Origin of the sequence: Bradyrhizobium australafricanum (assembly GCF_020329495.1) — a bacterium.
GTDB classification, from domain to species: Bacteria; Pseudomonadota; Alphaproteobacteria; order Rhizobiales; family Xanthobacteraceae; genus Bradyrhizobium; species Bradyrhizobium australafricanum.
In genome coordinates, this window is record NZ_JAGKJL010000032.1 from 82,977 (window position 1) to 104,878 (window position 21,902).

Sequence of the window (21,902 nt, forward strand, 5' to 3'; positions counted from 1 at the left end):
CTCTAGATCCAGAATGCCGCTTTGCGCAGATGCCTGATGGTGACGATGGCGGCGACCGCGAGCGCGGCCAGGCACGCCAGCACGTAGATCACGCTTGCCGTTGCGACATGACCGGTCGCCAGCGGGTCGCGCCAGATCGCGAACAGATGCGTCAGCGGATTGAGCCGCATCACGGTCGAGCCGCGATCGATCATCTCGGATGTCCAGATGATCGGCGAGGCCAGGAAGGCCAGCGTCAGCGAGGACTCGATGATCGGCTTGATGTCGCGGTAACGCGTCGCCAGCGCGCCGAGCACGAGGCTCAGGCCCAGCGTGCAGATCACGAACAGGGCGAGGCCGGGGAGGGCGGCGATGGCGCCGCCGACATCGCGCGGCGTCAGCACGAGCCACAGGAGCAGCGGCACGACCGCGTTATGGGCGGCGAACAGCGCCTGCCGGAAGGTACATTGCAGCAGGAAGATCACCGGCGGCAGCGCGCGATCCTTGATCAGGCTGGCCGAGCCCTGCAGCGCGGTGGTGGCGTCGAGCACCACGCTGTTGAGGAAGGTCCAGGCGGTGAGGCTCGCCGCCAGCATCGGCAGCCGCGCCACCGCGCTGACGTTGGAAAGATGGCCGATGACCGAGCCGAGCACGGCCACCATGATCGCCATCTGGATCGACATCCAGAAGGGTCCAAGGAGGGAGCGGACGTAGCGATGGCGCACGTCGGACCAGGCCAGTGTTGCCGCGATCTGGATCGCGCCGACGAAACCTGCCGTTCGGGGACGCGGGGCTGGGGCTGACGACCCCGCGTCCCTTGCGGCGGCCTCCTCGGTAACGACCTTGCGATACACCGTCTCGACTCCCTCCTTGAAGGCTGCGGTTGAGTATTTCGTCAGCGCGCGATGGCGCGCGGCCTGACCCATGCGGCGGCGCCGCTCGGGATCGTTGATCAGCGTTTCAATGGCGTCGGCGAGCGCGGCGGGATCGCCGGGCGGCACCGTGATGGCCTCGAGGCCGTCGCGGGCGACATGCGGAACGCCGGTGTCGAGCGCGGTGTTGACGACGGGCCGGCTTGCGGCCATCGCCTCGAGCTGCGCCAGCCCGAAGGTCTCCGCATTGGTCACCGACGGCATCACGAACACGTCGGCGATGCGCATCAGCTTGACGCGCTCGCTCTCGGACACCGAGCCGAGCAGGCGGACGCGGTCCTGCAAGCCGTAGTCGCGGATCAGCTGCTCGAGGTGGTCGCGCTCGCGGCCCTCGCCGACGATCCAGACCTCGAAATTGCGGGCATGGGCGGCGCGCACCAGCACGTCAAAACCCTTGTAGGGCACCAGCCGTCCGCAGGCGAGCACGAGACGGCCGCGGGCATTGACGTCGTCGGCCTGTGCGGCCGGCCGGTCATATTTCGCGACATCGACGCCGAACGGAACGGCGTGGCACTTGTCGGAAAATTCCTGCAGCAGCGGCGTGGTTTCGATCAGCACCGGATCGGAGACGATGATCGCGGCGGCCCGGCGCAGCGTTCGCCGCATCATCGGCTCGACGAGGAAGCGCAAGGCCGCGTGCGAGACGATGTCGGCGTGCCAGTGCACGACCAGCGGGCGGGTGCGGCCGAACCCGAATGCGAAGACGAGGTCGGCGAGCGGGAACGGGGCGTGCAGCGCCAGCAGGTCGTGCTCGGCGATGCGGCGCCACAGCCGCCACGGATAGGTCGGCGCGGCCGGCAGCGACAGCACGTCGCCGAACGAGTGCACGCGCTCGACCGCAACGTCGTTGACCACGATCTTTTGCTCGCCGCCGGAGCGCGAGCAGACCAGTACGGCGGCGTTGAACGTGTCCTTCAGTCCGGCGCAGATATCGCGGATCACCGTCAGCGTGCCGCCGAACAGGTCGGGATAGTAGACCTTGAAGATGTGGAGCACCGACGGACGCCGGGCCGGCTCGTTGACGACGATCATGGGCGGCTCGATCCGGATCATGCGACGAACAGGGCGACGATGAACGGCAGCGCCAGCGCGGCGGCGAACACCAGCGAGCGCAGCAGCGCCGGAAACACCGGCTCGATCGGGCCGCAAGGCACCTGCGGCGTGAAACAGAATGGCGCCTGCGGCGTGAAACGGAGTGCGGTGGCGGCGAACCGACCGGGTTCGTGAAACGAACAGGTTTCGCGGGCCGAACGAAGAGACATTGGGTCGGATTCCCTTTTGGATGAATTCTGGATACGTGGGAAAATTTCACACGTCAATGGCGGCGGACTAAAATGTGGGATTATGTCCCACGTATGGCGGTGGACAACTTTTTGCGGACGGCGGCGGAACGCATGACGGTGCGATCGCGCCGCGACGGCGCGGGCGAGCGAATGCGGGCGTTTCTAAAGCGCCATGAGCCTACTTGTGGGTCGAGCAACAGCCGCCGCTTCACCTCGCCCCGCGTGCGGGGAGAGGTCGGAACGCATCGTCAGATGCGTGCTCTAGCGAAGCGTCAGGCCGGCTCGGCGGTGCTGCGTTCGACCGGCTGCAACTGGCGCCTGATCGCGGCGATGTCGAAATGAATCCGCTCGGGCAGCATTGCCGCTGCCAGGCGCTGCAAATCCTGCTCGATCACGACGCGCTTGCCGCCGTCGGAGGTCAGCGCAATCGAGATCGATTGCGCGCGTGGCTCGGCACGGAGGCCCGCATGCGCGCGGCAGGCATATTCGCCGGCGCGCAGGCCGCCGAAGCCGAAGGCGAGCAGGCGGCCGTAGATGTAGAGCGCGAGCAGGTCGGTTTCGTCGAAGCGGCGCGGCGATCCGGGCGCAACGCCCGGCAGGCAGGGATAGCCGCCCGCCATCACCGTCGACACGAACTCCTCAAAGGGAACCTGGGCGATCCGGCAGGCTTCCGCGATCGCAAGGTCGAATCGGGCAGACGTCATGGAGCGGTCCGTGGCGATGGCGGCAGTGCCGGACTCCGTGACACCCGCTGGCGAGCGCGCGAACCTTGTCCGGAGATGATTTTGTTTCCCATAAGTGGGAAAATGTCACACGTCAAATGAGGTGGGCAAGAGCGGTGGGATTGTGTCCCACGGCGCGGACGGCTAAAAGTTAGGCATGAATGCCAAGGCCCCGAAGTCGAAGGTGGGATCGTCCGCGCCGATCGCCGCAGCGAAGCTGCATGCGCCGCTGGCGCGGATGCTGCGCCCGCTGGTGCGGCTTTGCATCCGCGGCGGCATGACGTTTCCGGCGCTGACCCAGCTGCTGCGCGAGCTCTATGTCAACGTCGCCGAGCACGACTTCGCGCTCGAGGGCAAGGAGCAGACCGACAGCCGCGTCAGCCTGCTGACCGGCATCCACCGCAAGGAGGTGGCGCGACTGCGCGGCGCCGGCACGCCGGTCAATGCGGTGCCGGCGACGCTGTCGCGCACCAGCGCGATCATCGCGCGCTGGCTGGCCGCGCCCGAGTTCACCGATGCCAAGGGCGATCCGCTGCCGTTGCCGCGCACCGCGGACGGAGGCGCGCCGTCGTTCGAGACGCTGGTCGAATCGATCACCAAGGATGTGCGGCCGCGCGCCGTGCTGGACGAATGGCTCGACCGCAAGCTCGTCACCATCAATGACGACGACGAGATCATGCTGGTCGAGGAGGCCTTCGTGCCGCATGGCGACGACGACCGCAAATGGCACTATCTCGGCCGCAACCTGCATGATCACGTGGCGGCCGCCGAGATGAACGTGTCGTCGGCCGCGCCGCGCTTCCTCGAACGCGCGGTGCATTACGACGGCCTGTCGGCGAAGCTGGCGAAACGGCTCGAGGGCCGCTCGCGCGAGCTGGCGATGGAGGCGCTCAAGGTCGCCAACCGCGAGGCCAACCGCGCGCTCGCAAAAGACAAGGGCGGCGACTATCGCTGGAATTTCGGCATCTACATCTACCGCGAGGGGCCGGATGGTCCGGTCGATGACGATGCCGACGAAGGCGGTGCAGCGTGAAGCGCCCGCCGGTCATTTCGCGCCGCGCGCTGCTTGTCGGCTTCTGGCTTGCCGGAACGTCGCTCGCGGGCGCGCAGGTCAAGAAGCGCGGCAACGATCAGGGCATCGGCGGCACCGGCATCACCGGTTCCGATCAGGGCATCGGTGGCACCGGCATCGTCGGGGTGATCCAGCGGTTCGGCTCGATCTATGTCAATGGCGAGCGCGTCGCCTACGCACCCGACGTGCCGGTCCGAATCGACGGCGAGGCGGCGAGCGCCAAGGCGCTGCGGATCGGACAGCTCGCGCGTGTGGTGGCGCAGCGCGACGCCGGCGGCACGCTGTCGACCAAACGCATCGATGTGACCAGCGAGGTGACCGGGCCGATCGAGCAAATGAAGCCGGGCGGGCTGACGGTGCTCGGCCAGACGGTCGCCTGGACCGGGCGCGAGAGCTGGCTGAAGGTGGGCGCGCATGTCGCCGTGTTCGGGCTGCGTCGCACCGACGGCGTCGTCGTCGCAAGTCTGGTGCAGGAGCGCCACGACGCCGCCGCCCGTGTCGCAGGGCCGCTCGAGCGCGACCGTGCCGGCGTCTTGCGGATCGGCGAGCTTAAGCTCGCCGGCGTCGATGCGGCGCTGGCCGGTCAGCGCGTGCAGGCCGAGGGACACGTCGTGCAGGGCGTGATGCAGGTGTCGCGCAGCCGGGCCGACGACTTCTCCGATCTCGCCGGCGCGAACCGGCTGCTGATCGAGGCCTATGTGCGGCGGGTCGGCAACGACCTGCAGCTCGGCTCCGGCTTTGTCGCGCGCGATCATTCGCGGTTTTCGCCGGCGGCCGATACGCGCGTTGTCGTCAACGCGCAGCTGTCGGGCCCGCGCGAGCTGCGCGTCGAATCGGTGCAGTCGGTCGGCAAGTTCCCGGGCTCGTCGGTGAAGAGCCCGGGCACGCCGGGCCGTGGCCCCGGCGGCGGCGGATCCGGGCCGGGTCATGGATCGGGACCGGGCGGCCGCGGCGCGCCAGGCGGCGGCGGTCCAGGTGGCGGCCCCGGTGGGGCGCCGTCCGGCATGCCGGGCGGCAGCCCGCCAGGCGGCGGGCCTGCGCCTGATCCGCTGAGTGGTGGACCGACCGGCCCCGGTCCCGGTGGCTTCGGCCCGCCCGGCGGACCGTTCGGTCCTGGCGGCGGTGGTGGTCCGTTCGGGCCCGGCGGCGGATTCGGCGGTGGCGGACCGCCCGGTGGCATGGGCGGCGGCGGCCGCCGCTGAAACCACAAACAAGGTCGGCGCAAGCGAGACCGCTTGCGCCGATATTCAGATCGATCGTCGTGAGATTGAGCTAGCCCGCGCTGAGCCGGACGCCGGCGCGGAGGAATTTCTGCGGATCGACAGCTTCGCCGTCGATGCGGGTTTCATAGTGCAGATGCGGACCGGTGGAGCGGCCGGTCGAGCCGACGGCGCCGATCACCTGGCCGATCTTGACGTATTCACCGACCTTGACGCCGATCTCGGAGAGATGGCCGTAGCGGGTGGCGAGCCCGTTGCCGTGATCGACCTCGACCATGCGGCCATAGCCGCCGGCCCAGCCCGCCGACACCACCTTGCCGTTGGCGGTGACACGCACTGGATCGCCTTGCGCGGCGCGGAAGTCGAGGCCGGTGTGCATTGCCGGCCGGCCGAGGAAGGGGTCGGAGCGCACGCCGAAGCCGCTGGTGAATTCGACTTCACCGACCACGGGCTTGCGGTAAGGCACCAGCGCCAGCGTCTGGTTCAGTCGCTGCATCTGTGCCCGGTTGATGTTGATGCGATAGAGCTGGCGTTCGAACGCGCCGGCGTCGGCAGAGAGTTTCACAGGGACAAAGGGCCCGCCCATGCCGGAGCGCGGCGTCGCCGCCTCGAGCTGCGCCATGTTGAGGCCGAGATCGGAGATCACGCCGCGCATCCGGCGCACCTTGGAATCGATGCTGTCCTCGACCGAGGCGAGCGCGGCAACCTGGCGCCGCTCGACCTGGTCAAGCGAGGTTTGCAGGCGGACCAGCACGTTGTCGACGCCCTGGGCCTTGGCGAACTGGTTCGGCTGCGTCTTGGCGATCAGTGGCGCGCGCGATTCCAGCCGTGCCTCGCGATCCGGCGGCGCCACGAAGATCACGGTGTCGCTGATCGGCGAGGGTTTCAGCGCGCCTGAGGACGGCGCCGCCTCGGCGCGGCCCTGCGGCTTGATCGATCCGGTGCTGGTGACGTCAGGCATCGCGCCGAGCGCGGTGGCGCGCGACTCCAGCGTCGACTGCCGCTTCATGATCTGGTCGAGCTTCTGGTCGAACTGCTCCTGGTCGAGCAGCTGGCGGCTGGTGGTGCGGTCGACCTTGGCGCGCAGCTCCGAGATGCGGTCCTCATAGGCGTATTGCATCTCGGCCTGGCGCGCGATCAGCCGGGTCAGCACGTCGTCGCGGAACGCGAAATAGGTCGCGGTCGCCGCCGACCACATGCCGAGCAGAACCACGGTGCCGACGATGATCCAGAACACCACCGGCCCGAACCGGACCTGCTTGCCGGCATGGACCAGCGTATAGCCCTCGCCGGAGGCCGCCACCGCCGCGGCAGCAGGTGCGGGGTGATGGGCTGCCGGACGGCGCGCCGGCGTCCGGCCATGGTCCTGCGGATGATGGTGTTTGTGGTGACCGGACCGGCTCGACATCGGTACTCCCGCGGCCGGTCGGACCAAGCTCCGTACGGCTAATTTGCGGGGCCGATTTGAGCCCGTCATGGTTAATTTTCAGGAAACGGAACCCGTCCCGTCAGAGCGCCCGGGCCGCCTCCAATACCGCTTCGGCGTGGCCGTCGACCTTCACATGGCGCCAGATCCGGGCGATTCTTCCACTGGAATCGACCAGAACCGTCGTGCGAATAATTCCCATGAAGGTCCTGCCATACATGGATTTTTCGCCCCAGGCGCCATATGCCTCCAGCATCTGGTGGGCTGGGTCCGAGACCAGCGGCACCGACAGCTGGTGTTTGTTTCGAAATGACTCCTGCGCCTTAACCGTGTCGGCGGAAATGCCGACCACTTCGGTCCCTGCCGCTACGAACTCGCTTTTGAGCCGGGTGAAATCGATCGCCTCCCTGGTGCAGCCGGGGGTGTCGGCGCGGGGGTAGAAGAACAGCACCAGTTTCTTGCCGGCAAAATCCTTCAGCGAAACGCTGCCCCCGCCGTCGCGCGGCAGGTTGAAGCCAGGCGCCGTGGCGCCCTCGGCAAGTGTGACGGCGGACGAGTTGGTCACGGTTGCGGTCGGCTCTCGCTTTAACGGTTTCGATGCCGCCTTGTGCGAGGCTTTGCTTCGAACACCCGCTGCGGTCGCCTTGGTCGTTTTCTTAGTTGTTTTCTTGGCCGCTGCCTTCTTCGCAACCGCTGTGCGGGTTTTCGTCGCGGACTTCCCAGTGCTTGCGCTTGCGGCGCGCGCAACCTTTGTTGCGACCAGCTTCCCGGTTGTGTTGGAGGATTTCTTGCGCGTTTTCTTGGACATACGCCTTCCTTTCGTCGCTTTCCGAAGCTCAACCATTGGGGTATTGCGGTCTTATTGGCGGCGGCCGGATTCGCACCGGCCGCTGGGCAAGTTTGATGGCCACGGAGTATGGTGACAAGGAATTCGACGCGTGACCCGTCCGCTTGCTGAATTGGCTTTTGATTGGTTGGTTTGGTCCGCTCTGGGGGCCATCGGCGAGTAACACGATTAGGCGAGGATAGGCGGCGATGCCGGCACAGGAGCGCTCGATACGAATCGACGGGCGCCCCGATGGCGGCGATCAGCTTCGCCGTCAGCACCGAGAAGCAATGGCAAGGAACACGTCGCCGCAGGGTCCAAATCCGCGCGCCGGGGCTGACCTCTCGCAATGGGAGGACGACGCCGCGTGGGACGAGCAGGATGAGGCGGCGGGCAACCGTGCGCGGCAATTGCTGGCGCGTTCCCACACCAACCTGCATCGCTTCACCGATTTCTGCTCCGGCATGCAGCGTTGGCTGAACGGCGAGCGCTGGATTCGTCGCATCGGACTGGTCCTTGTGGTGCTGGTCGCGATGTTCGCGACCTGCTTCGGCGGGCTGTGGTGGCGGCTCGGCGCCGGCCCGATCAATCTCGACATGGCGACGCCGTGGCTTGCCGCGGCGATCGAGGAGAATATCGGCCACGGCAACACGGTCGAGGTCGGCGGAACGCAGATCGAGCGCGCCGGCCGCGTCAGGATCGCGGTGCGCATCCGCGACATCATCGTCCGCGATCGGGACCATGCGGTGGTTGCGAGCGCGCCCAAGGCCGAGGTGCGCCTGTCGGGAACCGCGCTCTTGATGGGCCAGTTGCGGGCGGAGAGCCTCAATCTGGTCGATGCGGAGCTGTCGGTGCGCATCACACCCGACGGCAATGTCACCGTGTCCGCCGGTGACACCGCAAAACCGCTGGCCACCGGCGTTGCCTCCAAGCGGGAGGCGGGGATGCCGCCGACATTCCCGCGGCCGACACCCGCAGCACCGCCGCCGCCCGTTGCCTCGCCGCCAGCTGCCGCCGAGCCCTCCGCGGGCGCATCCGATTCGGCCCAGAGCGGGCTGCTCGCCGGTCTCGACTGGCTCGACAGCCTCAGCATGACCGGCCTCGACGGGCAGAACCTCAACGAGATCGGCCTGAAGAACGGCAATCTCGTCGTCGACGATCAGCAGCGCGGCAACAAATGGAGCTTCGAGAACATCAGCCTCAGCCTGCGGCGCCCGAGCGGCGGCGGCGTCGCGCTCAGCTTCGGCGAGGAGGGCGCAAAGCCTTGGTCGGTGCGCGTGCTGGTCGGACCACAGCAGAACGGCGTGCGCTCGGTCGACATCAAGGCCGACAAGGTTTCCACCCGGAACATCCTGCTCGCGCTCCGGACCAAGGATCTGACCTACACCGCCGACCTGCCGCTGTCGGGCGAGATGAAGGGCGAACTCGGCCGCGACGGCCTGCCGACCTACTTCCGCGGCAAGATCAATGTCGGTGCCGGCAACATCATCGACACCGACACGCCCGACTATCCGATGCCGATCGATGCGGCCGAGATGAGCGTCGAATGGGATTCGGGGCGGCGCGTGCTGCTGGCGCCGATCAAGGTCGTCTCGGGCGCCAACCGCATCACGCTGCTCGGCCATCTCGAGCCGCCGAACGACAACGTCACCGACTGGCAGGCCGGCCTGTCGGGCGGCACCATCGTGCTGGCCGGCGCCGACAAGAACGAACCACCGTTGATCTTCAATCGCATCAACATCGGCTTCCGGTTCGACACCGACAAGAAGCGCGTGCTGCTGACCCAGGCCGACATCTCCAATGGCGAGATCGGCGTCGCCGGAACCGGCAGTATCGACTATTCCGGCGAGCCGCGGCTGCAGCTCGGATTCGCCGGCACGCCGATGTCGGCCTCGGCCCTGAAACGGATGTGGCCGGTCATCATCGTGCCCGAGGTGCGCGAATGGGTGCTCGAGCGGATCGACCGCGGCACGCTCCAGCGTATCGATGTCGGGGTCAATTCGCCGGTGCACAACCTGTCGCGCAAGGGACCGCCGATTCCGGATGACGGCCTCTCGGTCAACATTGTCGCCTCGGGTGTCACGGTGCGTCCGGTGGATCAGATGCCCGCGGTGCATGACGCGGATCTGAAGGCCAGGGTGACCGGCCGCACCGCGACCGTGACCATCAACCAGGGCATTGCCGACACGCCGGCGGGCCGCAAGATCACGCTGTCGGACTTCACCTTCGAGGTGCCGGACATGGCGCCGAAGCCGTCGCCGTCCAAGGTCAAGTTCCGGGTCGATTGTCCGGTGCCGGCCGCCGCCGAGATCCTCGCGTCCGACCGGCTCAGCGATCTCTCCGGTCCGCCGATCGATCCCAACGCCAGCAAGGGCAACGTCTCCGCGACGATCAATCTCGGCATGCCCGTGAAGGGCGAGCTGACCAAGGCCGATACGCTCTACTCGGTCACCGCCGACATCTCCGGCGTTGCCGTCGACAAGCTGGTGATGAACCAGAAGCTCGAAGCCAACGCGCTGAAAGTGATCGCCAGCAATGCCGGCTTCCAGGTCAAGGGCGACGTCAAGATCAACGGGCAGGCAGCCTCACTCGACTACCGCAAGCCAGCCGAGGGCGATGCCGACGTCAAGCTGCAGGCGACGCTGGACGATGCGAGCCGCGCGCGCCTCGGGCTTGATCTCGGCCCCGCGGTCTCCGGCGCGATTCCGATCAAGCTGAGCGGCAAGATCGGCAGCGGCGACAATCCCACCACCAAGATGGGCGTCGAGGCCGACCTGACCCAGCTCAAGCTCGACAACATCCTGCCGGGCTGGGTCAAGGCGCAGGGCCGTGCCGGCAAGGCGACCTTCAACGTGGTGCCGAAGGGGCAATCGACCCGGTTCGAGGATATCTCGATCGACGGCGCCGGCGCGTCGATCAAGGGGGCGCTCGAGGTCGACCAGAACGGCGATCTCATGAATGCGTACTTCCCGACCTACGCGCCGTCGGAAGGCGACAAGACCTCGCTGCGGGCCGATCGCGGTCCCGACGGCGTGATCAAGGTCACGATGCGCGGCGACGTGTTCGACGGCCGCGGCTTCCTGAAGTCGGCGATCTCCGGCCGCGATAGCGATCCCAAGAGCAAGACCAGGACCACCGATTTCGATGTCGACCTGAAACTCGGCGCGGTCGCAGGATTCAACGGCGAAGCGCTGCGGAGCGTCGACGCCAAGGTCTCGCGCCGCAACGGGTTCTTCAAGGCGTTCACGCTGAGCGGCAAGGTCGGCCGCGACACCCCCGTCACGGTCGATATGCGCGGACGCCAGCAGGGCCGCGAGGTGATTTATCTGCAGACCGCCGACGCCGGCGCGTTCCTGCGCTTCATCGACACCTATTCGAAGGTGGTCGGCGGCCAGCTTACGCTCGCGATGGAGCCGCCGATCCCTGAGCCGAGTCCAAGGGAGGGGCTCATCAATATCACCGGCTTCTCGGTGAAGGGCGAAACCCAGCTCGATCGCGCCGTTGCCGGCGGGCCGGTCAGCACCCAGAACGGCATCGGGTTCGACGCGCTGCGCGCCGAGTTCACCCGCCAGAGCGGCCAGCTTTCGATCCGCAATGGTGTGGTCAAGGGACCGACCATCGGCGCGACCATCGAAGGCAGCATCGACTATATCGGCAACCAGGTGCGGATGAACGGCACCTTCATTCCGATGTACGGGTTGAACAACATGTTCGGTCAGATCCCGTTCTTCGGGATTTTCCTCGGCGCCGGCAGCAATGAAGGCCTGATCGGCGTGACCTATGAAGTGGTGGGAACGCCGAGCGCGCCGGTGCTGCGCGTCAATCCGATCTCCGCGCTGGCCCCCGGCCTGACGCGCAAGATCTTCGAGTTCAAGCAGTACGGCCCGAACGATCTGCCGACGACGAACAATTAGGGCGTCAATTGCAAAATCAGCGTGGCGTGGACGGTGGCGCTCCCGGAAAGCGAACCCCGAAGCGCTGGATCAGTCCGGGCACGCTGCTCATATCCATGTCGAGCGCATAGCGCGCGCAGAGCGCCGCCAGCCGCTGCGGATCGGGCGGACCATTGATCAACTCCGCTCCGAGCTCACGGAAATAGGCCTCAAATCCGGCGGGCGATATGATTTCCAGTACGCGGGCAGGGGTGTCTCCTGCATTCCAAAAGGTGTGCCACTGCTCGCGCGGCTTGAAAATCAGGTCTCCCGGATTGCCGATCACGACGGACTCGCCGAGCAGCGCGCCGATCCTGCCTTCAAGGACGAAACTGTACTCATCCTCGCGATGATGCCGGTGCATGGGGGCTGCCAAAGCGTGCGGCTGCATTGGATGCTCGACGAGCGCAAAGCGCCTGCCGACGTCAGCCCCTTCGACCATGAACCGGGCGCTCATGCCGCCGAGAACGGCGAGATGACCATCATGTGCGCCGAGTATTCGCGGTGATGCCATGCTGTCCATCGCTCCAGTCATGTGCCGGGATAATGTTGCCGCAGTGGTTCGCAGCCCCGCGCCAGCACTAGGTTGATCCGGGCGGAGGTGGCAGCGCTCCGATCTGGTGAAGAAGCGCAAATCGGTCGGGCACGCCCCAGTGTTCGATCAGTTTACCGCCGGAAAATCGACAGATGTCGATGACATCGATGGCGACTGGCTTTCCCGATCGCGGATCGACGCCTGTTGCCTTGCTGCGCGCCCATACCGTATCGCCAGCTTCCACGATCGCCTCTATCGCGAGCCGCAGCTTCTTGATGCTGCCTCTCGCATCTTCGATCTGCGCCTTCAGGATTTGCGGGCCGGGAAGGTCGGTTTTCGATAGATACTCATGTTCGATCAGCTTCTCGGCGCAAACTTCGTCTGCGACCGTCAGATCGCCCTGAGAAAAGCCACGTTCGACGATGGGCTTGAAGTGCTCCAGGTTTGTCGACATGCCCATCGCTCCGGTTCTCTCGGACCGCCGACCGCGATGCTGGCAGCAACGACACGAATTTGCGTCGCGTCATGCTCGCCGTCATCCTAGTCTCCGGTGAGGGCAGACGTTGCCGTGGAGCCCGCGTGAACGCTTGTAAATTTCGGTCATCCGCCGGGGAAAAAGATGTTGTCCCAGTCGCCGACGAGGCCGGTAGGCGGCAGGCCGGCGAAAACGCGGCATTCGTGGATGAAATGGGCCTGATCGAAGTAGCCGAGTTCGTGAGCAATGTCGGTCCAGGTCCGGTGCGGGGCATCGCGGCGGGCGATCAACGCCCGGTCGAACCAGATCGTTCGGGCAAACAGTTTGGGCTTCATTCCAACCTGCGTCGCAAAGCGGCGCTGGAACTGACTGGGGCTGAGGCCGGAATTTGCAACGAGGTCCCCGATCCGCGAACGGTCCCGTACGGCGATCATCCGGCGTGACGCGACGCCAATCGCGCAGTCGGGACCGCGCTTCTCAAGCATCGTCTCAACCCAGCGTTCGACGGCGGCGACGCGGAGATCGAAGTCCGGCGCCAGGCGTACGGCGTCGCCAACGGCCGTGGCGGATTTGCCGAGGACATCGGAGGCTGCCGGGTCCTGGTTGACCAACGACGCCATGTCGATTCCGGCCAATCGGTTCAGGCCGGCCGGTTGAAACAGAATGCTGAAAACGTGGATCGAGCCCGACAGACAAACGTGGGCTCTGCGATAGGTTTGCGGACCGACAATGCTCGTATCGGGCGTAGCGTTCGCCCGGCCACCATCGATGCGGACGCGATATGGATCGGCCAGGTGGACAATCAGGATTTGATGCGGCCGTGCGGCGACGGGCCAGGCCAGGACCGCGCTACCCAACTCCACGCGCCTCTCCTCGAACGCGCGTAAGACGCCGCGAAGTTGGGGGTGGGGTAATGCCCGCTTGATATCCATGGAGGCCCCTCGGTGGCGGAAGCCTAGATCGAGCCGATACATGCGACAATATCTGTCTTGTCGGCCCCCCCGGGTTATTTGCTCCGCGCCGAGTCCGCTCTCGCCCCTCCACCGACTTCTCGGTTGCATTTGCCTGGTTCAGGAACACGCGCGGTGGCGGGTTTCTGTCCGCATTCATCCGAGGCTGCCACCTAAGTCCGAGCGGCCCGCCGTCCGGATGAAGTTCGCGCAGGAACCTTGCCCTATCTGGGATGTTGGAGAGCAATTCAATGACTCAGGAGGAACTCTCATGAGAACGCTGTTACTGGCTGGTGTACTGGCGGTAGCCGGCTTCGCGATGGCCACGCCGATCTCCATTGCACCCGCGTCAGCTCAGGTTGCCGTTGATACTCCGCTCGGCGGCGTAAGAGTGGGCCCGGAGCCCCGTTACTACCGAGACTACGATCGACCCGCTTATCGCGCCTACGGATATGATCGCGGATATCGCGGATGCCGCACCGTCACGATCGAGCGTGACGACGGATCGGTCCGGAGGGTCCGTCGCTGCGACTAGCAGTACCGGACCAGAGGATCGACTTCCGTGGCTTACAAGACCGCTCGAGCCGGTTCTCGCAATCAAGGAATTGGAACCATCGACTTGGGCCGCTGCAGTTGGCGGCCTGTTTCATTTGGCGAATGCCGCCTGTTGGCCCAAGGCGCTGGCCCAAGGCGCTGGCCCAAGGCGTTGGCCCGAGGCCGGCATGCGTTCATGCCGGATTCCGCGTCGCCTTCGCGGGACAAGCGGACGCAGGTAACGAACTTACCGCCGCAGCGCCGGCACCACCAGGAACGGGATCAGGCCGAGCACCACATTGACCAGCGCGAAGACGATCAGTGGATTGTAGCTGTGGGTCCAGTCGTGGATCAGGCCACCGCCCCATGAGCCAAGGCCGGAGCCGAGGCCGCTGCCGATCATGATCGTGCCGTAGATCGTGCCGACGCGCTCGCCGCGGAAGATCTTCAGCGCGGTCGCGGTGATCAGCGGGCCGCGCGAGCCGATCATGCTGCCGAAGCAGATGATGAAGCCGGTCAGCAGCCAGTAGTTCGGATACCACTGCAGCAGCCAGAGCAGAATGATGCCGAGGATCGAGACGCCGTAGCTGAACAATACCGAGGGCCGGCGGCCGATGATGCCGTCGAGGGTGGACACGCCGAGCATGCCGACGAACAGCGCGACGCCGGAGAAGCCCCAGGCGGTTGCCGCCTGCAGCGGCGGGAAGCCGACATCGATCAAATAGGCGACGATCTGCGCGGTCAGCGCATACATCGCGATCGCGGTGAAGAAGAAGGTGGAGAACAGCGCCCAGAAGGCGTGGTGGCGCATCGCGCTGAGCAGTGTCCAGCCTTCGTCGGCCAAGCTGCTCTCCGCCTTCCTGACGATATGCGGCGAACCGCCGGCGAGCAGCCGCCACGGCAGAAAGACCAGCGGAACAAGCAGGCAGAGCGCGCCGACGCCGAACACCTGATAGGCCTCGCGCCAGCCGATCCGGTCGATCAGAACCTGCGACAGCGGCAACAGCAGCAACAGGCCGGCGCCGGTCGCCGAATACATCACGGCCATCGCGGTCGGCAGGCGTGGTCCGAACCAGCGGCCGAGCAGGATCGAATTCGACACATTGCCGATCAGCGCGGTGCCGAAACCGACGCAGAGGCCGACGCTGAGCTGGAATTGCCAGAGCGCTTGCGCGCGCGAGGCGACGAGGAAGGCGCAACCGAGCAGCGAGAGGCCGAGCGCATAGACCAGGCGCGGACCCGAGCGGTCGAACAGGCGTCCGACCAGTGGCGCGGTCAGGCCGCTGGCGAGCCAGGTCAGCGAGTAGACCGACACCACAGAGGCGCGGTCCCAGCCGAAATTTTCCGAGATCGGTTTCAAGAAAACGGTGAAGCTGTCGCTGAGGCCGCGCCCAAGCACCGACAGCACGAAGCAGAGCGCGAGCACGTTCAGCGCGACGCGGGACTGCTTCGCCGGCGTTGCAAGCGTGTCGTTCGGAGGCGTGGTCTGCTGGTCCATCGGAAAGATGGGAGCGCGCTTTCCGCACTCCCGACAACCGACAAATGCGAATGCGCCTATGCAGGCTTCAGCAGGACGTGGCGCTTCTTGCCGAGCGACAGTTTCACCACGCCTTCCGGCGTGAGATTGGCCGAAGTCAGCAGCATCTTCTCATCGGTCACGGCAGCGTCGTTGACGCGAAGGCCGCCGCCCTTGATCTGCCGGCGCGCTTCGCCGTTGGAAGCGACGAGCTCGGCCTTGACGAAGGCGACCAGCACGCCGACGCCGGCTTCAAATTCGCCGCGCGGAATTTCCACCGTCGGCAAGGTTTCGGCCAGCGCACCTTCCTCGAAGGTGCGGCGCGCGGTCTCGGCGGCTTCGTTCGCTGCATCGCGGCCATGGAGCAGGGCGGTCGCCTCGGTCGCCAGCACCTTCTTGGCCTCGTTGATCTCGCCGCCGGCCAGCGCCGCAAGCTTGCTGATCTCGCTCATCGGCAGGATGGTGAACAGCTTGAGGAACTTGACGACGTCGGCGTCCTCGACATTGCGCCAGTACTGCCAGAAATCGTAGGGCGAGAACTGGTCGGCGTTGAGCCACACCGCGCCCTTGGCGGTCTTGCCCATCTTGTCGCCGGAGGCGGTGGTGAGCAGCGGCGTGGTCAGCGCGAACAGTTGCGGCGTGCCCATGCGGCGGCCGAGATCGACGCCGTTGACGATATTGCCCCACTGGTCGGAGCCGCCCATCTGCAGCCGGCAGCCGGCGCGGCGCGACAGCTCGACGAAGTCGTAGGCCTGGCAGACCATGTAGTTGAACTCGATGAAGCTCATCTCCTGCTCGCGCTCGAGCCGGAGCCGCACTGAGTCCATGGTCAGCATGCGGTTGACCGAGAAGTGCCGGCCGATGTCGCGCAGCATCTCGATCCAGTTCAATTTGGTCAGCCACTCGGCATTGTCGAGCATGATGGCGTCGGAAGGCCCGTTGCCGTAGCGCAGCACCTTGGCGAACACGCCGCGGATCGAGGTCTTGTTGGCTTCGATCTCCGCAACCGTGCGCATTGCGCGCGTCTCGTCCTTGCCGGAGGGGTCGCCGACCATCGTGGTGCCGCCGCCCATCAGCGTGATCGGCTTGTTGCCGCTCTGCTGCAGCCAGTACAGCATCATCATGGTGAGGAAGTTGCCGATGTGCAGCGACGGCGCGGTGCAGTCATAGCCGACATAGGCGGTCGCCTGGCCCTTCGCGGCAAGCGCGTCGAGGCCCTCGAAATCGGAGCACTGGTGGACGAAGCCGCGTTCCTGTAAAGTGTTCAAGAAATCCGATTTAAATGCAGTCATTTGTCGGCGAGCCAGATCATTCTTGTTTTACGGTTCTTGCATCTATTTGCGGAACCTTGATGCTTGAGGCTGCCGCAGGCGGACGCGCAGTGGCATTATAGGATGTACTTGTTTGAGACAAGCCGGGGGTTCCCGGCTGGGGCGCTTCCAGCATGATGTTAACGGCACTCGGTCTGATGAGCGGTACCTCGCTCGACGGGGTCGACGTGGCATTGATCGAGACCGACGGCCGCCAGATCAAGGCCTTCGGCCCCTCGGGCTATCGGCCTTATACCGAAGGCGAGCGCAGCCTGCTGCGCCAGGCGCTGACGGAGGCGGTCCATCTGTCGCGGCGCGACGCCCGGCCGGGGATTTTGCGGCAGGCCGAGCAGGCCGTCACCACGGCCCATGCCGAGGCGGTCGCCAGCTTCACGGCGCAGCACCGGATCTCCGCCCAGGATATCGACATCGTCGGGTTCCATGGCCAGACCGTGCTGCATCGTCCCGAGCGGAGGCTGACGGTGCAGATCGGCGATGCCCTGGCGCTCGCCAAGGTGATCCACATTCCGGTGATGCACGATTTCCGCGCCGCCGACGTCGAGGCCGGCGGGCAGGGCGCCCCGTTCGTGCCGGTCTACCACCGCGCGCTGGTGCAATCGCTGAACCGCGAGGGGCCGATCGTCGTGGTCAATATCGGCGGCGTCTCCAACATCACCTATATCGACGGCACGGACACGTTGATCGCCTGCGACACCGGGCCGGGCAATGCGCTGCTCGACGACTTCATGTTCCGTCAGATGCACCAGCCGTTCGACATCGCCGGCAAGTTCGCCGCGCTGGGCAAACCGGACGAGCCCTGGATCGCACTGGCGTTGAAGCTGCCGTTCTTTGCGCTGCCGCCGCCGAAATCGCTCGACCGCAACGACTTCGCCGGCCTCAAGCTCGGCGCCGTGGCGCCGGCCGATGGCGCCGCGACGCTGACCGCCTTCACTGCCGCGGCCATCGCCCGCGTCGTGCCGCTGCTGCCGAAACGGCCGAAGAGCTGGATCATCTGCGGCGGTGGCGCCTCCAACCTCACGATGATGCGGATGCTGCGCGAGCGACTGGCGCCGGCGACCGTCGAGCCGGCCGAGGCGCTCGGCTGGGCGGCGGATGCGATCGAGGCGCAGGCGTTCGGCTTCCTTGCCGCGCGCGGCATGAAGGGCCTGCCGCTGAGCTATCCCGCCACAACGGGGGTGCCGATCCCGATGACCGGGGGCATCATCGCGCGACCGTGATTTAGATGCAAATGCATCTACCTTGACAGTTCCATGCCGTTGCATTTAATTCCATGCAATTGCATTGAACGCGAGGTTCGTCATGGCCGCCCTGAAACTGATCAGCCACAAGCTCTGCCCCTATGTGCAACGCGCGGTGATCGCGCTGCGTGAGAAGGGCGTGCCGTTCGAGCGGATCGACATCGATCTCGCCAACAAGCCGGACTGGTTCCTGAAGATCTCGCCGCTCGGCAAGGTGCCGGTGCTGGTGGTGACGCGCGACGACGGCAAGGAGGTCGCGCTGTTCGAGAGCAATGTGATCTGCGAGTACATCGAGGAGACGCAGGCGGGGGCGAAGCTGCATCCAGAGAACGCGCTGACGCGCGCCGAGCATCGCGCCTGGATGGAGTTCGGCTCGGCCATTCTCGGCGATCTCTGGGGGCTCGAGACTGCCACCGATGCCGCGGCCTTCGAGAGCAAGCGGCAGGCGGTCGCGGCGAAATTCGCGCGCGTCGAGGCTGCGCTCGGCGCCGGTCCGTTCTTCGCCGGCCAGAATTTCAGTCTGGTGGATGCGGTGTTCGCGCCGATCTTCCGCTATTTCGATCTGTTCGACCAGCTGACCGATCTCGCTGTTTTCACGCACACGCCAAGACTTCGCGCCTGGCGCAGCGCGCTGGCACAGCGGCCGAGCGTACGCAGTGCGGTGTCGCCTGACTATCCGGCGCTGCTGCACGCTTTCCTGGTCGGCCACCGCGCGCATATGCTGAAGCTCGCCGCGTAAGCCATGTCGCATTCGGTTGCCTGGATCGCGCTCGTCGTCGCCGGCCTGCTGGACGTCGGCTGGGCGATTTCGATGAAATATGCCGAAGGCTATACGCGGCTCGGCTGGACGCTGGTCTCGCTGCTGCTGCTCGCCGCGTTCGTGTTCCTGCTCGGACGCGCGCTACAGGTGCTCGGCGTCGGCGTCGCCTACACGGTGTGGACCGGCATCGGCGCGGCCGGCACGCTGGCCATGGGCGTGCTGCTGTTCAACGAGGCCTTGAACCCGATGAAGGTCGCGGGGATTGCGCTGGTGCTGGTCGGGATTGCGGCGCTGAAGCTGGCGCCGGAATGAAAGTAGGGACCGTAGCCCGGATGAGCGCAGCGATATCCGGGTTCTTGTCGGCCGCGACCCGCATGTCGCTTCGCTCATGCGGGCTACGTGGAATCCGTAGCCCGGATGGAGCGGAGCGCAATCCGGGGCAGGTCTAACCGCTGAGGCAGTGATCCCGGATTTCGCTGCGCTCCATCCGGGCTACAAAATCGCATCAGCGCACGTTGGCGAGACGCATGTCGAGATAGCCAGTCACCGTCTCCATCAGCGGCTCGAGCTTGCCGTCGAAGAAGTGGTTGGCGCCGGGGATGACCTGCTGGTCGATCACGATGCCCTTCTGCGTCTTCAGCTTCTCGACGAGCGTGTTGACGTCCTTGGGCGGCACCACGGCATCCTTGTCGCCGTGCACGATCAGGCCCGACGACGGGCAGGGCGCGAGGAACGAGAAGTCGTAGAGATTGGCGGGCGGCGCGATCGAGATGAATCCCTCGACCTCCGGCCGGCGCATCAGAAGCTGCATGCCGATCCAAGCGCCGAACGAGAAGCCCGCAACCCAGCAGGCGCGCGCCTCCGGATTGATCGCCTGCGCCCAGTCGAGCGCGCTCGCGGCGTCAGACAATTCGCCGGTGCCGTGATCGAACGAGCCCTGGCTGCGGCCGACGCCACGGAAGTTGAAGCGCAGCACCGAGAAGCCGCGATGCGCGAACGCGTAGTAGCACTGATAGACGATCTGGTGGTTCATCGTGCCGTGGAACTGCGGATGCGGATGCAGGATCATCGCAATCGGCGCGTTCTTCTGCTTGGCCGGGTGGTAGCGGCCCTCGAGGCGGCCAGCAGGGCCGGTGAAAATGACTTCAGGCATTGTGTTCCCTTGATTGCCGCGTTCCCTTGATTGACGTCGATCAATCAACCGGTTGGAGCCATCTTCAGCGACGGTTCGCGAACAGAGCAGTTCGTGATGAAATCGGCGCAGGCACCGCCGCGCGGCACGCTGGAGGCCTTCTAGCATGACGCAAGGGGCAAAAATCAAGGAAATTGTGCCGCTTCGCGGTCGCGAATCCGCGTCGCGTTGTGCACGTTGCCGACGCGACGGCGGCGATCCGGATCGACACGGCCGGATTGCTTCGAAGGCGACCTGAAGTTTCAGTCTGTCATAATGCTATCGCGCTCAGGGGATCGCGAGCGCCGTGTCTGGCAGCGGCACGAGGCTCCCGCCGCGCGGGAAAAATCTCCCGTGCCGGTGACGTCTGATCTGGTCTCGGTCGTCAACTGTCGTTATCTCGCAGTGAAGGCCGCAACCACGGTGGTTGCCGCGGATAGCTCCATGGCCGATCGCGTCTATCTCGACTGGAATGCCACCACGCCGCTTCGCCAGGAGGCGAAGGCGGCGATGGCTGCGACGTGGGAATTGATCGGCAACCCGTCCTCGGTGCACAGCGAGGGACGGCGGGCGCGACGGCTGCTTGAGGATGCCCGCAATGCCGTGGCGAAGGCGGTCGGCGGCCGGCCGCAGGACGTGGTGTTTCTCTCCGGCGGGACCGAAGCCAATGCGCTCGCACTGACGCCGGGATTGCGCCGCGCTGCGGGCGCGCCGGTGCAGCGGCTCCTGGTGTCGGCGATCGAGCACGCGTCCGTGCTCGCGGGCGGTCGGTTTGCGACGGAGGCGACCTCCGCAATCCATGTCACGCGGGCCGGCGTGATCGATCTCAACCATCTGCGCCCACTGCTGGCCGATGGTCCGCCGGCTCTGGTCTCGGTGATGCTGGCAAACAACGAGACCGGTGCCATTCAGCCGGTGGCTGATGTCGCCGCAATCGTCCATTCGGCCGGCGGGCTGCTGCACGTCGACGCGATCCAGGCGTTCGGCAAGATCCCGTTCGATCTGGCCTCGACACAGGCCGACCTGGTGACGCTGTCGGCGCACAAGATCGGCGGACCGAAGGGCGCAGGCGCGCTGGTGCTCGCCGAGGGCGTCGAGGGTCTGGAGGCGTTTCTGCGCGGCGGCGGGCAGGAGCTCGGGCGGCGGGCAGGGACCGAGAACATCGCCGGCATCGCCGGGTTCGGTGCGGCCGCCAAGGCTGCGATGGTGGCGCTGAAGGGCGACGCGGCCCGCGTCAGGGGATTGCGCGACCGGCTCGAGCACGGGCTGCGGCAGACGCCGGACGTGCTGGTGTTCTCCGATGACGTCAAGCGGTTATCTAATACCGTTCTGTTCACGGCGCCGGGTATGAAGGCCGAGACGGCGGTCATCGGGTTCGACCTTGGGGGAATCGCGGTCTCGTCCGGTTCCGCCTGCTCGTCGGGCAAGGTCCAGCCGTCCCACGTGCTGGAGGCAATGGGATACCGTTCGGAGGTGTCCCAGGGAGCGGTGCGGCTCAGTCTTGGCTGGTCTACCACGGAGACAGACGTGGATTTGACCCTCAAGGCTTGGCGAAAGCTCGCCGATACCTTAGTTAAGGGGGGACGACGAAACACAGCTTGAACTGTTCTAAGCGGATTTCGTCATCAAAGCATCGTAAGAGATTTTCGGAACTTGAGATCCACCGCGGTCCTTGAAACCGCGAGCGGAGGATTGAATGCCTGCTGTACAAGAGACGGTCGAGCGCGTCCGGCGCATCGACGTCGACCAGTATCGATATGGGTTTGAGACGCTGATCGAGTCCGACAAGGCCCCGAAGGGGCTGTCGGAAGACACCGTCCGCTTCATCTCCGCAAAGAAGAATGAACCGGCCTGGATGCTGGAATGGCGCCTGGAGGCGTATCGCCGCTGGCTGACCATGACCGAGCCGACCTGGGCGCGCGTCGACTATCCGAAGATCGACTACCAGGACATCTACTACTACGCGGCGCCGAAGCCGAAGAAGACGCTGTCCTCGATCG

General features: G+C 65.9%; 18 protein-coding genes and 1 pseudogene. 8 read left to right on the forward strand and 11 right to left on the reverse strand.

All coding sequences use genetic code 11. The features are described 5' to 3' along the window. Window positions 1-2: 2 nt before the first annotated feature. The 3 genes from J6525_RS26325 to J6525_RS26335 form a co-directional block, all read right to left on the reverse strand. A complete protein-coding gene (locus J6525_RS26325) occupies window positions 3-1,943 on the reverse strand; it encodes a glycosyltransferase (RefSeq protein ID WP_225646844.1) in 1,941 nt (646 codons plus the stop codon). 17 nt (window positions 1,944-1,960) lie between these two features. Next, window positions 1,961-2,173 (reverse strand): hypothetical protein, encoded by a 213-nt coding sequence (locus J6525_RS26330; RefSeq protein ID WP_225162541.1) that lies wholly within the window; start codon window positions 2,171-2,173, stop codon window positions 1,961-1,963. 293 nt (window positions 2,174-2,466) lie between these two features. Then, on the reverse strand, window positions 2,467-2,898 hold the full coding sequence (locus J6525_RS26335; protein WP_225646845.1) for a hypothetical protein: 432 nt from the start codon (window positions 2,896-2,898) through the stop codon (window positions 2,467-2,469). 175 nt (window positions 2,899-3,073) lie between these two features. Between J6525_RS26335 and J6525_RS26340 the strand changes: the two genes are divergently transcribed. After that, the gene (locus J6525_RS26340; protein ID WP_225646846.1) at window positions 3,074-3,949 is read left to right on the forward strand and encodes a DUF6502 family protein; all 876 of its coding nucleotides are present in this window, start codon (window positions 3,074-3,076) and stop codon (window positions 3,947-3,949) included. Then, a complete protein-coding gene (locus J6525_RS26345) occupies window positions 3,946-5,190 on the forward strand; it encodes a DUF5666 domain-containing protein (protein WP_225646847.1) in 1,245 nt (414 codons plus the stop codon). Before J6525_RS26340 ends, J6525_RS26345 begins: the two co-directional genes overlap by 4 nt. A gap of 70 nt (window positions 5,191-5,260) precedes the next feature. Here J6525_RS26345 and J6525_RS26350 read toward each other — a convergent pair whose 3' ends face one another. Further along, a complete protein-coding gene (locus J6525_RS26350) occupies window positions 5,261-6,616 on the reverse strand; it encodes a M23 family metallopeptidase (RefSeq protein WP_225646848.1) in 1,356 nt (451 codons plus the stop codon). A gap of 100 nt (window positions 6,617-6,716) precedes the next feature. Continuing rightward, window positions 6,717-7,442, reverse strand: coding sequence for a peroxiredoxin (locus J6525_RS26355; RefSeq protein ID WP_225646849.1), 726 nt, complete (start codon window positions 7,440-7,442; stop codon window positions 6,717-6,719). Window positions 7,443-7,669: 227 nt separating this feature from the next. On the opposite strand from J6525_RS26355, the gene J6525_RS26360 reads away from it, so the two are divergent. Further along, a complete protein-coding gene (locus tag J6525_RS26360) occupies window positions 7,670-11,374 on the forward strand; it encodes a DUF3971 domain-containing protein (protein ID WP_225646850.1) in 3,705 nt (1,234 codons plus the stop codon). Between the two features lie 16 nt (window positions 11,375-11,390). On the opposite strand, the gene J6525_RS26365 is transcribed toward J6525_RS26360, so the two are convergent. The 5 genes from J6525_RS26365 to tyrS all read right to left on the reverse strand — a co-directional run bounded on the left by J6525_RS26365 (window position 11,391) and on the right by tyrS (window position 16,694). Further along, on the reverse strand, window positions 11,391-11,915 hold the full coding sequence (locus tag J6525_RS26365; RefSeq protein WP_225646851.1) for a cupin domain-containing protein: 525 nt from the start codon (window positions 11,913-11,915) through the stop codon (window positions 11,391-11,393). Window positions 11,916-11,973: 58 nt separating this feature from the next. After that, window positions 11,974-12,381, reverse strand: a complete 408-nt coding sequence (locus J6525_RS26370) for an ester cyclase (RefSeq protein ID WP_225646852.1) — start codon at window positions 12,379-12,381, stop codon at window positions 11,974-11,976. Window positions 12,382-12,527: 146 nt separating this feature from the next. Continuing rightward, window positions 12,528-13,334 (reverse strand): helix-turn-helix transcriptional regulator, encoded by an 807-nt coding sequence (locus J6525_RS26375; protein ID WP_225646853.1) that lies wholly within the window; start codon window positions 13,332-13,334, stop codon window positions 12,528-12,530. 799 nt (window positions 13,335-14,133) lie between these two features. Then, window positions 14,134-15,384 carry an MFS transporter gene (locus J6525_RS26380; protein WP_225646854.1) on the reverse strand — a complete coding sequence of 417 codons (1,251 nt, stop codon included), beginning with the start codon at window positions 15,382-15,384 and terminating at the stop codon, window positions 14,134-14,136. Window positions 15,385-15,440: 56 nt separating this feature from the next. Further along, window positions 15,441-16,694 carry a tyrosine--tRNA ligase gene (gene tyrS, locus J6525_RS26385; protein ID WP_225646855.1) on the reverse strand — a complete coding sequence of 418 codons (1,254 nt, stop codon included), beginning with the start codon at window positions 16,692-16,694 and terminating at the stop codon, window positions 15,441-15,443. A 152-nt stretch (window positions 16,695-16,846) separates the two neighbouring features. Here tyrS and J6525_RS26390 point away from each other — a divergent pair, with 152 nt between their 5' ends. The 3 genes from J6525_RS26390 to J6525_RS26400 all read left to right on the forward strand — a co-directional run bounded on the left by J6525_RS26390 (window position 16,847) and on the right by J6525_RS26400 (window position 19,043). Continuing rightward, window positions 16,847-17,950 (forward strand): anhydro-N-acetylmuramic acid kinase, encoded by a 1,104-nt coding sequence (locus tag J6525_RS26390; RefSeq protein WP_225646856.1) that lies wholly within the window; start codon window positions 16,847-16,849, stop codon window positions 17,948-17,950. 82 nt (window positions 17,951-18,032) lie between these two features. Further along, complete coding sequence (locus tag J6525_RS26395; protein WP_225646857.1) at window positions 18,033-18,710, forward strand: glutathione S-transferase family protein; 678 nt, start codon at window positions 18,033-18,035, stop codon at window positions 18,708-18,710. A 3-nt stretch (window positions 18,711-18,713) separates the two neighbouring features. After that, window positions 18,714-19,043, forward strand: coding sequence for a DMT family transporter (locus J6525_RS26400; RefSeq protein WP_028332217.1), 330 nt, complete (start codon window positions 18,714-18,716; stop codon window positions 19,041-19,043). Window positions 19,044-19,236: 193 nt separating this feature from the next. Here J6525_RS26400 and J6525_RS26405 read toward each other — a convergent pair whose 3' ends face one another. After that, a complete protein-coding gene (locus J6525_RS26405) occupies window positions 19,237-19,884 on the reverse strand; it encodes an alpha/beta hydrolase (RefSeq protein WP_016843213.1) in 648 nt (215 codons plus the stop codon). Window positions 19,885-20,346: 462 nt separating this feature from the next. On the opposite strand from J6525_RS26405, the gene J6525_RS26410 reads away from it, so the two are divergent. Both J6525_RS26410 and J6525_RS26415 read left to right on the forward strand, forming a co-directional pair. After that, the gene (locus J6525_RS26410; protein ID WP_225646861.1) at window positions 20,347-21,504 is read left to right on the forward strand and encodes a cysteine desulfurase family protein; all 1,158 of its coding nucleotides are present in this window, start codon (window positions 20,347-20,349) and stop codon (window positions 21,502-21,504) included. A 94-nt stretch (window positions 21,505-21,598) separates the two neighbouring features. After that, a pseudogene (locus tag J6525_RS26415) lies at window positions 21,599-21,902 on the forward strand (Fe-S cluster assembly protein SufB); the annotation flags it as partial.

Bases quoted from the DNA above. Each gene is read 5' to 3' on its own strand.
- J6525_RS26325 (WP_225646844.1), bottom strand. From the start codon at position 1,943: ATGATCGTCGTCAACGAGCCGGCCCGGCGTCCGTCGGTGCTCCACATC.
- J6525_RS26330 (WP_225162541.1), bottom strand. From the start codon at position 2,173: ATGTCTCTTCGTTCGGCCCGCGAAACCTGTTCGTTTCACGAACCCGGT.
- J6525_RS26335 (WP_225646845.1), bottom strand. From the start codon at position 2,898: ATGACGTCTGCCCGATTCGACCTTGCGATCGCGGAAGCCTGCCGGATC.
- J6525_RS26340 (WP_225646846.1), top strand. From the start codon at position 3,074: ATGAATGCCAAGGCCCCGAAGTCGAAGGTGGGATCGTCCGCGCCGATC.
- J6525_RS26350 (WP_225646848.1), bottom strand. From the start codon at position 6,616: ATGTCGAGCCGGTCCGGTCACCACAAACACCATCATCCGCAGGACCAT.
- J6525_RS26355 (WP_225646849.1), bottom strand. From the start codon at position 7,442: ATGTCCAAGAAAACGCGCAAGAAATCCTCCAACACAACCGGGAAGCTG.
- J6525_RS26360 (WP_225646850.1), top strand. From the start codon at position 7,670: ATGCCGGCACAGGAGCGCTCGATACGAATCGACGGGCGCCCCGATGGC.
- J6525_RS26365 (WP_225646851.1), bottom strand. From the start codon at position 11,915: ATGGACAGCATGGCATCACCGCGAATACTCGGCGCACATGATGGTCAT.
- J6525_RS26370 (WP_225646852.1), bottom strand. From the start codon at position 12,381: ATGTCGACAAACCTGGAGCACTTCAAGCCCATCGTCGAACGTGGCTTT.
- J6525_RS26375 (WP_225646853.1), bottom strand. From the start codon at position 13,334: ATGGATATCAAGCGGGCATTACCCCACCCCCAACTTCGCGGCGTCTTA.
- J6525_RS26380 (WP_225646854.1), bottom strand. From the start codon at position 15,384: ATGGACCAGCAGACCACGCCTCCGAACGACACGCTTGCAACGCCGGCG.
- tyrS (WP_225646855.1), bottom strand. From the start codon at position 16,694: ATGACTGCATTTAAATCGGATTTCTTGAACACTTTACAGGAACGCGGC.
- J6525_RS26390 (WP_225646856.1), top strand. From the start codon at position 16,847: ATGATGTTAACGGCACTCGGTCTGATGAGCGGTACCTCGCTCGACGGG.
- J6525_RS26395 (WP_225646857.1), top strand. From the start codon at position 18,033: ATGGCCGCCCTGAAACTGATCAGCCACAAGCTCTGCCCCTATGTGCAA.
- J6525_RS26400 (WP_028332217.1), top strand. From the start codon at position 18,714: ATGTCGCATTCGGTTGCCTGGATCGCGCTCGTCGTCGCCGGCCTGCTG.
- J6525_RS26405 (WP_016843213.1), bottom strand. From the start codon at position 19,884: ATGCCTGAAGTCATTTTCACCGGCCCTGCTGGCCGCCTCGAGGGCCGC.
- J6525_RS26410 (WP_225646861.1), top strand. From the start codon at position 20,347: ATGGCCGATCGCGTCTATCTCGACTGGAATGCCACCACGCCGCTTCGC.